We start from the raw sequence: 14,714 nt of genomic DNA on the forward strand, positions 1-14,714 counted from the left end.
TTTGAGACTTTGAGTTTTTATTTTTTTGAGTCTTTAAGTTCATCCGCATGGAAACTTAAAACTCAAAACTCATAACTCAAAACTTATTCACTAACCAGGCCGTCTTTAGTCGTTAACTGATTAAACAAAGCAGCAGGTACGGTATAGGTAACTGTGTTGCCATCTACTTTATTGTTCTTCATATTAAGAACTTTCATATCGGCATATGTAGTTGGAAGTTTAAAATCTGCCGGAACAATTTCATTGGCGCTCAGATTTACATTTACCAGCCTTGTATTATTGGTAAGGTTGGCAGCTTTCAATCTCCCGAGACTTGCTTTGGTTGAACCTTGAATATCCAGATCGGTCAGTTTGGTATTAGCAGTGACATCAAGAGCAGAAAGACCGGCTGTACGTACCACCAAAGAAGTAAGTTCGGTCAAGGTAGTCAACTTCAAAGGTTCTGTGAATTCATTGGATGTAGCAGTAAGCGAGGTGATGCTTGTAAAGAACTGCAATCCGTCGGCATTAGCAATCTTAGCATCGGCAGTTGGCACATTTGCATTCGTTAGTTTGGTAATGAAGGCTGCCGCTTTACTAATATTTAAAGTCGTGGCAGTTGCTGCAATAGCTTTATTAATATAGATTTTGTTATCAGTGTATTTGAAAGCGGCACCTTCGGGAAGTTTGGTGTCGTCGGTTGCAACTTCTGTCAGGTAAACCAGATATTCGGCAAAAGCAAGGTCGGGAACCTGAAAGTAATCTGCTTGTGGCTTCGGACCTGTGTAACTTGGATCTGCATTATCTGTTACACCGTTTTTCATCGTCAGTTGAGCATAAAGATCGACTGGGATTTCGAAAGGAGCATCGGGATTATTCAGTAAATCAATTTCTTTCAGGTTAGCATAAGAAGCCGGGAGTTTAAGACCTTCGGTGGTAATCTTATGGTCTTTCAGGTAGATGTGCTCAAGGGCAGAACAATTAGTCAGATCAATAGCAGTCAGCCAACGGTTGTCCGGTGCATCTTCAAGTGTACTTGCTCCGTAACGCAATCTTTTCATAGATGCAGGCACAATCAGTTCATTAGCATAATTGGAATTCATCTCCAGGTTTTCAAGAGAGGTAAGTGCGCTAAGATCAAGTTTGCCCACAATGGCATTGGAAGTCAGTTTTAGTTCCAACGCTCCGGTAAAGTGCTGGATACCATCGAGGTTTACGATCTTCTGTGCTGCTGTTGCCACACCGGCACCTTCGAGTTTGGTGATCTGTGTAGCATTTTTTACCAAATACACATAAGTAGCCGTTGCCGCTATCTTCTTATCAATATAATATTTGCCGTCTTTCTTTAGTGCCGTTCCCGCAGGAAGAGCATTTGTTTCGGTAGCAGCCAATTCACTATTATATATAAGATAATCGGCAAAGGCTATATCTGTTATTTCATACAGTTCATCCGGATCGGGATCACTACCTTCAGGCCAATCTACATCATTTGTGGAACATGAGGTGGCAGTGAAAACTAATATAAGTCCCAACAGCCCGTAAAGCATTCGTTTATTCATACTATCAGCGTTTAAAATTAATAATTGTTTAAAGCGAATATAGACCCCTGAGGTAAATAAAGGGGTTAATAGAGGCTATAACAATCAGATTAATGCGCATATTTTTATTAAAAAAGGGTGTTTTTATCCTATCATATCTCTTTTTTCTATAACTTGCCACCGTTTTTGAGAGATACCGATTCACAAAAATAACAGAATATGGCATCTTTCGTTTGTTTATTGAAGATGATGATACAAGATTTTGAAATAATGGCTCCCGTAGGCTCGCGCGAATCACTTGCAGCCGCTATACAGGGAGGAGCCGACTCCATTTACTTCGGTATAGAGAACTTGAATATGCGCGCACGTTCATCTAATAGTTTCACGGTGGACGACTTGCGCGAAATCGCACAAATATGCGATGAACACGGAATAAAAAGCTATCTCACCGTAAACACGATCATTTACGATAACGACCTGGCGTTGATGCGCACCATCATATCGGCAGCCAAAGAAGCCGGTATATCGGCCATTATCGCAGCAGATGTAGCGGTGATGAGCTATGCCCGGCAGATTGGTCAGGAAGTACACCTCTCCACCCAGCTTAATATATCTAATGTAGAGGCATTGAAATTCTATGCCCAGTTTGCCGATGTGGTTGTACTTGCCCGTGAACTGAACCTGGACCAGGTAGGAGAGATTTATCGTCAGATTAAAGAAGAAAACATCTGTGGTCCCGGCGGAGAACTTATCCGTATAGAGATGTTCTGTCACGGAGCGCTTTGTATGGCAGTATCCGGCAAATGCTATTTGTCTTTGCACGAGATGGATAACTCTGCGAACAGGGGAGCATGCATGCAGGTGTGCCGTCGTGCATATACGGTACGCGATAAAGAAACGGATATCGAACTGGAGGTAGACAATCAGTATATCATGTCGCCCAAAGACCTGAAAACGATTCATTTTATGAACAAGATGATCGACGCCGGAGTTAGGGTATTCAAGATAGAAGGTCGTGCCCGTGGACCGGAATATGTACGCACCGTGGTAGAATGTTACAAACAGGCCATCGGGGCTTGTGTTGATGGCACATTTACCGAGGAAAAGATCGCTGTCTGGGACGAACGACTGAAGACCGTATTTAACCGTGGATTCTGGAACGGTTATTATCTGGGACAACGCCTGGGCGAATGGAGCAGCAACTATGGCTCGGAAGCCACCGAACGGAAAGTATATGTAGGTAAAGGCATCAAATACTTCAATAACATCGGCGTAGCCGAATTCCTGGTAGAAGCCGCCGAACTCTCCGTGGGAGAAAAACTGCTGATAACAGGTCCAACCACAGGCGCCGTATTCGCCACTCTTGATGAAGCCCGTGTAGACCTGAAACCCGTGCAAACCGTACACAAAGGCGAACGCTTCTCCATGAAGCTGGATAAAATACGCCCAAGCGATAAACTATATAAACTGGTACAAGCCGACGAACTCAAAAAGAAATAACGACATCCATATGAGCAAATACATCTACGAACTCACATTAAAAGTACGCGACTACGAATGCGACCTGCAAGGCATCGTCAACAATGCCAATTATCAACATTATCTGGAACATACCCGCCACGAATTCCTTTCCTCCATCGGAGTGAGCTTTGCCGAACTCCATGCGCAAGGCGTAGACCCTGTGGTTGCCCGGATAAATATGGCCTTCAAGGTATCATTAACAAGCGGAGACGAATTTGTGTCCAAGCTCTACATAAAGAAGGAGGGAATTCGTTATACCTTTTATCAGGATATATTCCGTAAAAGCGACAATAAGCTCTCCGTTAAGGCCACCGTAGACACGGTCTGCGTAGTAGGCGGACGGTTAACTACCAGCGAGTTATTCGATAAAGCTTTCGCTCCATACATTACAGAATGAGCGACGTAGAACAAATCTACGCCATTGCCCTGACGCAAGTTCCGGGCATCGGTGTAGTCTGGGGCAGGAACCTGATGAATGCCATGGGAAGTGCTGTCGATGTCTTTCAGAGACGGCAGGAAATACCCAGTGTATTACCCGGAGCCACCCAGCGCGTAGTAGATGCACTGAATTGTCCGCAAGCCATAGCCCGTGCAGAAAGAGAATACGAGTTTATACAGAAAAACCGAATCCAGTGCCTCACGATAAACGACGAAGCTTACCCTTCGCGCCTGCGTGAGTGCGATGACGCACCGATTGTTCTCTATTTCAAAGGAAACACCAACCTGAACGCTACCCGTATCATTAATATGGTGGGCACTCGCAATGCAACTGATTATGGCAAGCAAATCTGCTTGCGGTTCCTGCAAGACTTAAAAGAACTGTGTCCCGACGTCCTTGTGGTAAGCGGGCTGGCGTATGGCATTGACATCCACGCCCACCGTGCCGCATTACAGTACGACTTCGGAACTGTAGGCGTATTGGCTCACGGATTAGATCGCATTTACCCTGCCACACACCGAAAAACAGCTGTGGAGATGCTGGACAAAGGCGGATTGCTGACCGAATTCATCACCGAAACCACCCCCGATCGTTATAACTTCGTTAGTCGCAACCGCATTGTTGCCGGTATGAGTGATGCGACTATTGTTGTGGAATCGGCTTCAAAAGGTGGCTCGTTGATTACTGCTGATCTGGCGCAGGGCTATCACCGCGATTGCTTTGCCTTTCCGGGAAGATACATGGATACTCAATCGCAAGGTTGCAACCAACTTATACAAGACAATAAAGCAGCGCTTATCCAATCAGCAGAAGACTTTGTGAAAATGATGTGCTGGGATGCAAGTAAACAGAATCCTAAAACAGAGAATGTGCAACGGCTTCTTTTCCCCGACTTGTCGGAAGAGGAAAGCAAAATAGTCAGTTTACTCGCAAACAGTGAGCCTATACACATTAATAATTTAGTTATAACTACCGATATCCCTGTACACCGGATGAATGCATTGCTCTTTGAGCTTGAGATGAAAGGGATTATACGTGTGCAGGCCGGGAATCTATATCAGCTTGTTTAAAGGGTTTGTGCTTTTTTGATTGGTTATGAGTATTTCTAATTAACGTGAATTCAATATAAAAATCATCCATCTAATCTATCTGTAAGGCTGAAAGCCTGTTAGATTTAGCCTAGGGTCAGGGAGCGGAGCGAACGCAGCCCTAGGGCGGTGAGCCACCGCGGGCAAAGAGCTCTGTAAGAGCGGTATACAAGACAAATATCTTTATATATCGTGCTTTCAGCACTCCTCGTTATGGACCTTTTTAACCTGGGGCTGCGGTCGCTCCGCTCCCTGACCCCAGGCTAAATCTAACAGGCTTTCAGCCTTACAGATACATCTTTTTACTTTATCTCTTATATAGAACTCACGTTAATTTCCAATCCGTTTTATGCTAACACTATTGTCCCCATTAAGATATGCCCCGCTGATTTCTCAGGTTTTCCAATCTCCCCATACAGTTTTATCCCTCAAACAGTATGGGGAGATAAAGTATGAAAAAATTTATCAGGACGTTAATACTTTATAGAGGGTTCTATTCCTTTCTAGGGATCAAGCAAAAAGTAGGTTGTCAGCGAATAAAGCACTGTTTTGCTGAGATTCAGGCAGTACTTCAATGTCCCCCAGCTATAGACTAAGTCTTCTTCAACCATAGGCAAAATCTCCTTCAACCGATAGGGTAATGTAATGCATGTAGTAGATCAATCTGATTTACCCGATACATCAGCTAGATTCATCCAGTGTGCCAGTCAGATTCATCCAGTGCATCAGCTCGGCTCAGGCAGTGGATAAACACCACTGAGACAGTGCATCTTTGCTCCAAGAAAAAAGCCGTTCTTATTCTTCATAATCATATTATAAAATCTTCTAATTGATTAGGATTTATTTTTAATTTATTCTCTCTGCATTTCTTTTCCAACATAATGGAAGGATGTAGATAAGAGTCTTGAAAGGAAAGATTCGAATCAGAATTTAAGTTTTGATCCGATTTTCAATATAAACCTTTGGTGAATTATTTATTGGGAATACCTCAAATATAATTATTTTGCCTTGATATTCATTATCGGTTTGATAAAATCTATTATGGTTGCCGTATCCTTTATTGCTTCCATAATCACATTTTTGTCTTTATAGGCCATCGGTGACTCGTCAAGAGTCGATTTACAGACTGAGGTGGAATAGATTCCTTCCATTTCTTTCGAGAACTCTTCCATATCCAGCGTTTTCAAAGCTTTATTTCTGGCTAAAACACGTCCGGCACCATGTGGGGCTGAACAGTTCCAGTCTTCATTACTTTTCCCCTCACAGATAAGTATTCCATCGCGCATATTGAATGGTATTACCATTTTCTCACCTTTATAAGAACGGATTGCACCTTTTCGGATAATCCAGTCGGTAGTGTCTATAAAGTTATGCATGGAATATACAGAATCTACAGCATGATATTCTTCTCCCAAGTCCTTAAAGATAGCTTGCGACATCACCTTGTGATTGAACCGGGCATAGGTTTGTGCTATGACCATATCCACAAGGTAATTGTACATATCATCACCTTCGAGCATATACTCCTTCTTGTCGACTTTATATTTTTTTGCCAGCTCTTCCAGTTTCCCCGGAATATCGCTCGTTGGCTGGGTATTCCTGGTTATTTGCTTGAATTCATCAAAATATTCCTGAGTCAATCCTCTTTGTGCAAGCATTTTTTTGGCATGGTAATTGCAAACCTTCAACCCGAAATTACGTGATCCGGAATGGATAGTCAGATAATGTGAGCCATCGGCAGCTGATTCCCCCACTTCAATGAAATGGTTTCCACCACCTAAAGTCCCAACGGAATAATAGAATGTATCTTCATTGATACCAATCTTCTTACACAACGCGGTGATATATTCCTTATTTATTATTATGGAGGTTTTCTCTTCGACAAAACGTTTTGCCCATTCCTTTTGGAATGTTGCAAGATTTGTATTTACCGATTCGAAGTACGATTCTACCCACCAATCATTAAATGTTTTCGCTTTCTTGATATTCATTCCCATAGGAATAGAACGTCTGATGGCATGGTCAAGTATTGGCAAGCGGCCTGCCTCAATGCGTTTGTTTAATTTATGAGCCGTGACTGAGCAACCAATGTCCACACCTATATAATTAGGATTCACCATTTTCGTCATCGGCATGGTAAAACCTATAACGATTCCTTTACCCACATGTGTATCAGGCATAATACGGACCTTTACCCCTTCGGATATTTCATTATTCAGGATATTCCGAACCAACTCAATAGCCTCTGCTTCAACATCATCAATGAAGATCTTGCAGTCCTGATTGTATTTTCCTTTTAATTCTATCATAATATTTTCTTTTATTTGAAAAACGAAGCTACAAGCGGAGAAAGCTCGTGCAGGATTCGAACCTGCGGTGGCCACTTGAACGAAGTAACTCTCTCCTACGGCATTCGTCTATATGAAAAACAGAAGTAACAAGCGAGAAAAGAAGCGGGGCATAGCATTGCCGGAGTCGAACCGGATAGTCTCGTCGATTTTACGACCTCACTATTCCTCCCCTAAAGAGCTGCGAAGTATCTTTTCTCTACGACATTCTGTTTTATTTCTTATTAAAAAAACAAGGCGACAAGCGAAAAGAGACTATATTCCTGCTCTACCAACTGAGCTACATTCCTTGAAGGAATGGCAGGAATCGAACCCGCGACCTGGGCAGTAAGAGTGCGAAGTAACTCTCTTCTACGGCACTTGTTTTATTTTAGTTTTCAATAGGATAAAGAAACTTTGCGAAGTGACATGCGCACAAGGTCTTTTGGAATTTACAGTTCGAAGTATCCCTATACTACGACATCCGCAAAGTTTCTATCTGTTACAATTCTATTTTCCGTATCTCATCCAATGCATCGCCGCCACGGTCTATGGCCGCTATGATATCGAATACTTTATCCGACCATCCCGCTATCAGGTACACGTCTTCACGGGTAATATCCAACGGTGTAGTTCCGTGTCCGGCCAAGTCGAACAAATATAGCTTACTCCCTGGCGATATTTTTTTATAATCGTTCCACAAATTGGCTATCTTGTTATTGTTTCGGTTGTTCCACAATTGGCAGTCGGTAAACATCATCACCTTGTCCACATGAGTATTGCTTTTCAAGAGATCTTCTATTACCAGGTAACCATTGGTTGCGTAACCCACTTCACCTTCACGTTGGTAGAAAGCTTCTACATTGGACAATATACCTTTGGTTGGAACGTTTATCACTTTCCATTTGTCACCGAACATACCTGTCATAGCATTCTTGCAGCGTGATTTCAACAACATGGCCAGCATCAAACCGATATCGTAAGACAGTATTTTGCTTTTAGGTGACACCGGACTTTGCATGGAACCCGATACGTCACAAGCTATTAATACATTGGTGTCTTCGTTAAATCCGGCTATGTTTTCAGCAGATATGACAACAGCCTGTTCCAGCGCGTCCATTATACTGCTTGCATACGCCGATTTCACTTTCGACATTTCACGATAAGCGGCGAGAAATCGGAATGGCAATTGTTTCGAATGGCGTACAGCTTCAGTATTTGATAATGTCTCACATACTCTTGCTATATGCTGCTGGGATACTCCAGCTTCCAATATATTGCGCAAGTTACGCATTAATGCCATATAACCGATTTTACGGCTGTCTATCAATTCTTCCCATTTCATGCGGAATGCAACTTCTTTTTCTTTATCGGAAGCAAACTTTGTTTGTCCCAGTGCTGAAAGTTCAGTTTCCCATGTATATGGAGTTTCCAATTCGTTGTTTACTATCTTGTTGAACAAAGCCTGTTGTGTTTCATCTTTCGCTTTCGGGTGAACAAGGAACAATGCATCGCGCAGTTTTACTTCCGCCTCGCGGTTGTATTTAGCAAATTGGTATTCGTCGAAACGATTGAATGCATTTTGCAAACCTGCCTGAAGCTGCTTTGACAAACGGTTCAGTTTCTTAGTATCTCTACGTCCATTCGCCAACTGGTAATATGCCAGCAACTCCATTATTTCATCGGCACGCTGTACGATACCCGACACCATTTTGCATACAGTTGAATCTCCCTGGTGTACCTTCGCCAGTTCTACAGCCAATACTAATGGTACGGAGCGCATATTCATCTTTTGGCGGGCATATACGGCCAACTGTGCTACAAATAGCGGATCACACTTAACGATCAGTTTACGCAATGTTTCAACTCTTGATTCTGCACTTTCGTAATACTTGTCACTCAACGAAGAGGTAACGGTAGCAGTGTACAATTGCCACTCCGGTGATAGACGATAGGCTTGTTCACCTTCGTGGTTCATCACTTTGTTTTTTCCTTTTGTTGTAAAATTGAATTTCATAACGACACTCTTTTAATTGGTTGACATTACAAAGATTCAAACACGGTTGCGCAGTGTTTTTGCGTAATTGAAATTATTTTTAGTATTTTTGAAAAAAAGACTGATGGATGAATACAATAGAAGCTAAAATTGATAAATGTGATTATAATGATAAATGGTTTTTCTTGAACTATTGTATTGATAATTATTGGTTAGACGAAAAATTGGATACGTTATATCCTAACAAATGTCCAATATTGATGTGTCCAGATGATTTTGATTTTTCTTGTACACTAATTGTAGCAGAGATAGAAAATTATAGTTCTTTTATCCGATGGAAGCAAATAGGAATTGATAAAGGAAGCAAATGGTATGATACAGAAATGAGATATGATATCGAGTGGTTTTTTGATTTTCAGCCTTTGAATTTTGAATTCGACGATTATAAGAAGATGATACAGAAATTTAGGAAACAATATCAATTAGATAAAATAGAAGATAAACTCAATCATGCCAGTAAACCGTAACGCCTTAATCCGCTATAAAACGATAGATACCTGCCTACGCAACAAATACCGGCAGTGGACTCTCGAAGATCTTATAGATGCCTGCTCTGATGCCTTATATGAATATGAAGGGATAGACAAGGGCATCAGTCGACGTACCGTACAGATGGATATACAAATGATGCGCAGTGAAAAGTTAGGCTACAATGCACCCATTGTTGTTTATGACAACAAATACTATAAATACGAAGAGGAAGATTACAGCATCACAAATACCCCGTTATCTGAACAAGATTTGAAGACCATGTCGGAAGCGGTAGAAGTTCTTCGCCAGTTCAAAGGATTCTCTTACTTTTCGGGTATGGGTGATATTGTCAGCAGACTCGAAGATCATGTGACATCAGCCCGGCAAAAGACAATTCCTGTTATTGATTTCGAGAAAAATGAGAATCTCAAAGGATTAGACTTTCTTGATATCATTTATCATGCTATCGTAAACAAGCGGGTTCTGAATATCAAATACCGTTCATTTAAGGCACGCTCTGCCAATACGTTTATCTTTTATCCCTATTTGTTAAAAGAATACCGTAACCGCTGGTTTGTGTTCGGACGGCGTAAAAACTCCCTGGTCAATCTGGCATTAGATCGCATACATACAATAGAAATAGTCGAAAAAGAAAAGTATATTGAAAATAATTTATTTGACCCTCAGACCTTTTTCGATGATCTGGTTGGTGTAACCAAGAATGTGGGTATGAAACCCGAAGTTGTCCGCTTCCGGGTAGATAAGCAAAATGCGCCTTATGTACAGACCAAACCATTTCATAAAAGCCAAAGGCACATCGAAACCGGGGAAGATGGTTCGATGGTTTTTGAGCTGGAAGTTGTTATCAATCAGGAACTACAACGTGAGTTCTTTGGCTTTGTAGATACGATCAGAATATTATCCCCACAATCGTTAGTCGATTTTATGCAGTGGAAATATAAGTTGGCAAGAGAGAGGTATGAAAGATGAAATTTACCAGTCCCTATGTTCATCCATCACTTCATAAATATGTTGTGAGGGTATCTTATAGTCAGTTTCTACTACTTCTGTCTGAACGGCTTCCAGGATGATTTCGAAAGCAGCACATATATCCTCACGTTCCTCCGTTTCGATAAAGTTGGTACGTCCATCCAGTTTATTGAATGCTATGACATATTCTTTTGCTATCTCATCCAGTTTTGCTGATAGTTTATCGACATCCTTATCTGTAGTAAATATGTGTGCTGCCAATAATGCTGAGCGTCTGGTATCCCGGTAAATCTGTGCTGCTTTTTTAGCCTTTCCCCGTGGTACAAACTCACTGCCGTCCCAATGACGTAACGGGTTGTCAAGATTTTCGGCCAACCATTCGGGCTTTCTCAGTTTTCGTACGTCCAGTTCGATAATTTTGCCTCTAAACAGTTTCTTGATGTGTTGGCCTGCTTCCTGAGGAATACTTTCAACCCATAATGTTTTTAGCTTTGGCCATGCTGCGGGTTGGGGAAATTCTTCGCCCACGAAGCCGAAAACATCTTCTATCAACAAACTTTTTAGTTCCGGTAACTTTGCCAGGGAACCAATATGGGTGATATTTCCCGGCTTTCCGATAATACGCAGCCAGGTCAGGTGGGGATAATACGCATGAACTGGCGTCAGGTCTGTATCTTCAACAAAATGTAAAGCCAATGCATTCAATTGAAGTATGCCCAGGTTCGGAATTATATTATCTTGTTTCTTGACGTTGATGTGTAGTGTCAACTTATGTCCATTATCGGGTGCGGTGACTTTTAGATTGGAATGCAGTTTGCCATTTAGGGTGAGTGTACGGCAAGATTGGGGAAGTTTAATCTGTTTCAGGCTTTCGTCCCAAAGTGTGATTTCCCGCAGATGGGTACGGCTAAGATCTAACTCTTGCTGTCCATGTCCGGTCCAGTCGAGCTTTGAAGCCGTCCAACGGGTTTCGAGAAATGGAACTAATTGAGGATAGTATTTAGTTGCTACGAATGTATAGGCGGCGGGGAGTCTAGCCAGATCTTTGGAATAATCCGTCATGGCAGAGAGTAGTTCATCGTCTATATGTTGCCAGCTACGACGACACTTAACGCCTGACACCTCAATCTCGGTAGTATCTGATAGTGCGTTCTTGAAGTTATTCCGGGCCTGTTCCGGTATCTTTTGCCATTCAAGTTCATCTATAAAGTCATGTCCTGTTGGCCAGCCTCCATAGACATTACACTCGCCGGTTACCAGTAGCGGTATATTCCCGACATAGACAGCCTCTTCGGGTAATTTCCCGGAATCCGAATGGCAGTAGTCCATCGAATTGTTCCAGAACCACCTCCGGCGTATCAAGGGAGCCATTAGTTTTATATCACTTTCGTCAGGTAGTTTCTCTGCAAAATAGTCTAACAGCAGATGTACTATCGTACCTTTTTTAATCTCAATAATCTGATAAGCGAAATATTTATGCGTGGTAGGCTCTTGATTGCAATATATATCACCCGGTTTTATCGTGACATCTTTCATTGTTGTGGACTTATATCTTTTATCTAAACTTTTCCCATTGAGGTATTGCTTCTATGCGTCCTCCATTATCAGTCGTGTGTTCTTCAAGTGAATTTGCTTTAGACTGAACACACAGATAAACCATGGGGTCTTCGGAAGTATTGCATAAACCCCTGATGCCTTTTGGAGCAACTCTTATAACACTACCTTCTTTTATTGGAAAGCAATCACCGTCTACTTGATAATAGCCGGCTCCTTTGAGTATAATGTAAGTTTCTTCATCTTTATTGTGAAAATGGAAATATCCCAATTCAGCTTTAGGAGGTATAGTGGTAAATGAGATTTCCGTTCCTGTGGAATTTGTTGGCTCTTTAAGAAAAACTTTCCCTTTGACCTCTTTCCCTGTTTTGGGATGAATGAAAGAATAGTTAACTAATTCGTCCAGGTTCCCTATATCTATAGCTGTATAATTGTTGTTTTCTGATATTTTTTCAATTTGTTTCATAATATCCTCCTTATCTTATGGTATTAAATGAAATAACAAAAATACAAGATATACATGAATTTGCAATTTTCTTTGATTGCAAAAAACTTCTTAATAGTGAATCCTACAATCATTTATTCTATATGCTATCCTCTATTTCAAAATGTTCTCAGACGTGAAGCTATCGGAAATCCAAGCATCCATATATCGCAATCTTATCAGATGAATTTCTTAATATCAAAATTCTCCAATGTTTGTTTTGACTTCCTTCTTGATAACGGATTATACACCTCATCCAGACAATCCCTCATCAAATTTTCTACATTATCCTGATTGCTCACCTGATGGGTAAAGAATTCATAAAGATCTGTCTCTTTAATTGTATGCATGGTCTTAGCAGCATCTATAATCTGCTGTTCATTGTCCGTCTGAACAGTCAGTGTATAACAACCTCTGTCTATGATACCCTTAAAGCCTCAATCCCATGGTGTAGATTGTGGGATTTTTATTTAGGATGCTTTTCCTGCACAATATAAAGATGTTCATAACGATCAAGCAAGTTCAAGCCTCCGGTTCTCTCCAAAATCTTCTTTGAATATTTTGGGAGAAAACTTGCATGATCTATTCGCATCTTATTTTTTGTGCTTGGAAAAGTACCCAATTTGAGAATGATTGCAAATTTATTATATTTGATGAGGTTTTACCAATAAAATAAAAATATGGCACAGAAAAGTAACCCTAACAGGATAAGAGGGGTCAATCTGAAAGGTAGGTTGCTAATTATTGTATCGTTACTATGTGGTTGGGATGCCCTAGGCATCCCAGTGGTTTGCCTAGGGCATCTCACTGGGATGGCACCGACCTTTTTTAAGACTAAAACAAAGAGATTATTTAAGTATTCAACCTAGTTTTCTACTTGGCCCCTTCTGCTTTAATCGTTAACATCTTAACCTTAGTTTGGGGTAAACAATAGGTCAACAACGATGATAATTCTACTGATTCTACCCCAATTTTGATGGAATAGTGATAAGGCTTTAATGAAAAAGCTGCTATGAATTTCTTCATAACAGCTTGATCTGCTTGCAATTACAGCTTTCTTTGAGGTGGGCCATCTTGGGCTTGAACCAAGGACCTCCAGATTATGAGTCCATTACAATCGAAAAATAAGTATTTCTATATATTTCTATATATTTTCGTAACTGGTGTAATATCAGACCTTTATAGTGTCATATTTAGCCACCTGTTTGGAACTGTCCTGTATTTATTTTTATCCTTGTACCTAATCTGTGTTCATTCTGTGTTCATGCCTGTGTTCAGGTTTGGATTTAGAATTATAGTCTGGGGATTGGTACTTGATTGTTTAATCATTAAAAAATAATATGGTATGTTTAATAGTATAAAGGACGATATTACCATCGCAACAATTTTAGATAAGAGGAGTCCGGCAGTAAATGATGAATGGCCGGTAAGAATTAGAGTTACTCGTGCCCGGGTAAGAAAATACTTTCCGACAGGGATTAAATGCTCGGAAACGGTATGGGAAAAACTGAAAAATACAAAAGCAAAAGTATTGATTGATATCAGAGATCAAATAGAGAACTCTTACAATATCATTAAATCTCATGTTTTTGAATTACAATCCAAGGACAACTTCACTTTCGATAACCTAAAGCGAAGTTTATTACATTATAGTGGAGAATCTATTAATACACTTCTCGAACAGAAGATTGCAGAACTAAAGAAATCGGGACAGATTGGGACTAAAGAATCTTACGAGAATACTTTATCTAATATAAGAAGGTATAGAGGTAATAATATACCTATAGAAAATATAACGTTAGAATGGTTGAAAGAATATGAAGAAATTCTCCTGGATGGAAGAAGCGTGGCTACCGTGGGAATAAACATGAGAAATATACGAACTATGATGAATATTGCAAAAGAAGCTGGTTTAATAAAAGCACAACAATATCCTTTCGGTAAAAACAAATTTGAAATAAAAACATCAGAAGGTCGCAAAAAGGCTATTAACTTGGAACAAATTAAGAGAATTGCAAATTTCTCCTGTGATGATCCGTAAGCATTCGGTTAACCCCGTCTTTCTTTGTATTTTCTATTGATTTTCTTTCAAAACCTCCTAAAACATTCGGAGCTCTTTTGTAGACCTTCAGAGATTTTCTGCATTCCAGTTATGTGGTAATAACTCAGCCAGATCTTTCGTGTAGTCCTTATCATAAGCATGTATATTGCTGAGTACATATACGAGCCATTTTCTGTAATCCACTTTTGCCGCCTTGCAACATCCC

12 protein-coding genes are annotated in these 14,714 nt (G+C 40.7%); 6 read left to right on the forward strand and 6 right to left on the reverse strand.

Annotated features, from left to right (window positions below):
* Positions 1–83 precede the first annotated feature (83 nt).
* Positions 84–1,538 carry a leucine Rich Repeat gene (locus D0T87_RS01795; RefSeq protein WP_163172225.1) on the reverse strand — a complete coding sequence of 485 codons (1,455 nt, stop codon included), beginning with the start codon at positions 1,536–1,538 and terminating at the stop codon, positions 84–86.
* A gap of 225 nt (positions 1,539–1,763) precedes the next feature.
* Between D0T87_RS01795 and D0T87_RS01800 the strand changes: the two genes are divergently transcribed.
* Genes D0T87_RS01800 through dprA form a run of 3 tightly spaced genes read left to right on the forward strand, consistent with a single transcriptional unit; the run spans position 1,764 to position 4,547 of the window.
* Positions 1,764–3,017, forward strand: a complete 1,254-nt coding sequence (locus D0T87_RS01800) for a peptidase U32 family protein (protein ID WP_163172300.1) — start codon at positions 1,764–1,766, stop codon at positions 3,015–3,017.
* 10 nt (positions 3,018–3,027) lie between these two features.
* Positions 3,028–3,435: a thioesterase family protein gene (locus tag D0T87_RS01805; protein WP_163172227.1), complete on the forward strand. Its 408-nt coding sequence runs from the start codon at positions 3,028–3,030 to the stop codon at positions 3,433–3,435.
* Positions 3,432–4,547, forward strand: coding sequence for a DNA-processing protein DprA (gene dprA / locus D0T87_RS01810; protein ID WP_163172229.1), 1,116 nt, complete (start codon positions 3,432–3,434; stop codon positions 4,545–4,547). The genes D0T87_RS01805 and dprA overlap by 4 nt, the downstream gene beginning before the upstream one ends.
* Before the next feature lie 1,016 nt (positions 4,548–5,563).
* On the opposite strand, the gene D0T87_RS01815 is transcribed toward dprA, so the two are convergent.
* The gene (locus D0T87_RS01815) at positions 5,564–6,874 is read right to left on the reverse strand and encodes an RtcB family protein (protein ID WP_163172231.1); all 1,311 of its coding nucleotides are present in this window, start codon (positions 6,872–6,874) and stop codon (positions 5,564–5,566) included.
* Between the two features lie 520 nt (positions 6,875–7,394).
* Positions 7,395–8,909: a TROVE domain-containing protein gene (locus D0T87_RS01820; RefSeq protein WP_163172233.1), complete on the reverse strand. Its 1,515-nt coding sequence runs from the start codon at positions 8,907–8,909 to the stop codon at positions 7,395–7,397.
* Between the two features lie 107 nt (positions 8,910–9,016).
* On the opposite strand from D0T87_RS01820, the gene D0T87_RS01825 reads away from it, so the two are divergent.
* Both D0T87_RS01825 and D0T87_RS01830 read left to right on the forward strand, forming a co-directional pair.
* Entirely contained in the window at positions 9,017–9,415 is a 399-nt protein-coding gene (locus D0T87_RS01825) for a hypothetical protein (protein ID WP_163172235.1), read from the forward strand.
* The gene (locus D0T87_RS01830; protein ID WP_163172237.1) at positions 9,399–10,409 is read left to right on the forward strand and encodes a YafY family protein; all 1,011 of its coding nucleotides are present in this window, start codon (positions 9,399–9,401) and stop codon (positions 10,407–10,409) included. Before D0T87_RS01825 ends, D0T87_RS01830 begins: the two co-directional genes overlap by 17 nt.
* 3 nt (positions 10,410–10,412) lie before the next feature.
* Here the strand turns inward: D0T87_RS01830 and D0T87_RS01835 are convergent, their stop codons facing one another.
* The 3 genes from D0T87_RS01835 to D0T87_RS01845 form a co-directional block, all read right to left on the reverse strand.
* Positions 10,413–11,945, reverse strand: coding sequence for a hypothetical protein (locus D0T87_RS01835; RefSeq protein ID WP_163172238.1), 1,533 nt, complete (start codon positions 11,943–11,945; stop codon positions 10,413–10,415).
* Between the two features lie 19 nt (positions 11,946–11,964).
* Positions 11,965–12,429 (reverse strand): cupin domain-containing protein, encoded by a 465-nt coding sequence (locus D0T87_RS01840; RefSeq protein ID WP_163172240.1) that lies wholly within the window; start codon positions 12,427–12,429, stop codon positions 11,965–11,967.
* A 197-nt stretch (positions 12,430–12,626) separates the two neighbouring features.
* Positions 12,627–12,872 (reverse strand): DUF4122 family protein, encoded by a 246-nt coding sequence (locus tag D0T87_RS01845; RefSeq protein ID WP_370526806.1) that lies wholly within the window; start codon positions 12,870–12,872, stop codon positions 12,627–12,629.
* Between the two features lie 920 nt (positions 12,873–13,792).
* Here D0T87_RS01845 and D0T87_RS01850 point away from each other — a divergent pair.
* On the forward strand, positions 13,793–14,488 hold the full coding sequence (locus D0T87_RS01850) for a phage integrase SAM-like domain and Arm DNA-binding domain-containing protein (RefSeq protein ID WP_163172244.1): 696 nt from the start codon (positions 13,793–13,795) through the stop codon (positions 14,486–14,488).
* The last annotated feature ends 226 nt before the right edge of the window (positions 14,489–14,714 follow it).

Origin of the sequence: Bacteroides sp. 51 (assembly GCF_010500965.1) — a bacterium.
GTDB lineage: Bacteria > Bacteroidota > Bacteroidia > Bacteroidales > Bacteroidaceae > Bacteroides.

Excerpts from the sequence above, each read along its gene's own strand:
- dprA (WP_163172229.1), top strand. The coding sequence starts at position 3,432 with ATGAGCGACGTAGAACAAATCTACGCCATTGCCCTGACGCAAGTTCCG.
- D0T87_RS01805 (WP_163172227.1), top strand. The coding sequence starts at position 3,028 with ATGAGCAAATACATCTACGAACTCACATTAAAAGTACGCGACTACGAA.
- D0T87_RS01795 (WP_163172225.1), bottom strand. The coding sequence starts at position 1,538 with ATGAATAAACGAATGCTTTACGGGCTGTTGGGACTTATATTAGTTTTC.
- D0T87_RS01820 (WP_163172233.1), bottom strand. The coding sequence starts at position 8,909 with ATGAAATTCAATTTTACAACAAAAGGAAAAAACAAAGTGATGAACCAC.
- D0T87_RS01840 (WP_163172240.1), bottom strand. The coding sequence starts at position 12,429 with ATGAAACAAATTGAAAAAATATCAGAAAACAACAATTATACAGCTATA.
- D0T87_RS01825 (WP_163172235.1), top strand. The coding sequence starts at position 9,017 with ATGAATACAATAGAAGCTAAAATTGATAAATGTGATTATAATGATAAA.
- D0T87_RS01830 (WP_163172237.1), top strand. The coding sequence starts at position 9,399 with ATGCCAGTAAACCGTAACGCCTTAATCCGCTATAAAACGATAGATACC.
- D0T87_RS01835 (WP_163172238.1), bottom strand. The coding sequence starts at position 11,945 with ATGAAAGATGTCACGATAAAACCGGGTGATATATATTGCAATCAAGAG.
- D0T87_RS01800 (WP_163172300.1), top strand. The coding sequence starts at position 1,764 with ATGATGATACAAGATTTTGAAATAATGGCTCCCGTAGGCTCGCGCGAA.
- D0T87_RS01850 (WP_163172244.1), top strand. The coding sequence starts at position 13,793 with ATGTTTAATAGTATAAAGGACGATATTACCATCGCAACAATTTTAGAT.
- D0T87_RS01815 (WP_163172231.1), bottom strand. The coding sequence starts at position 6,874 with ATGATAGAATTAAAAGGAAAATACAATCAGGACTGCAAGATCTTCATT.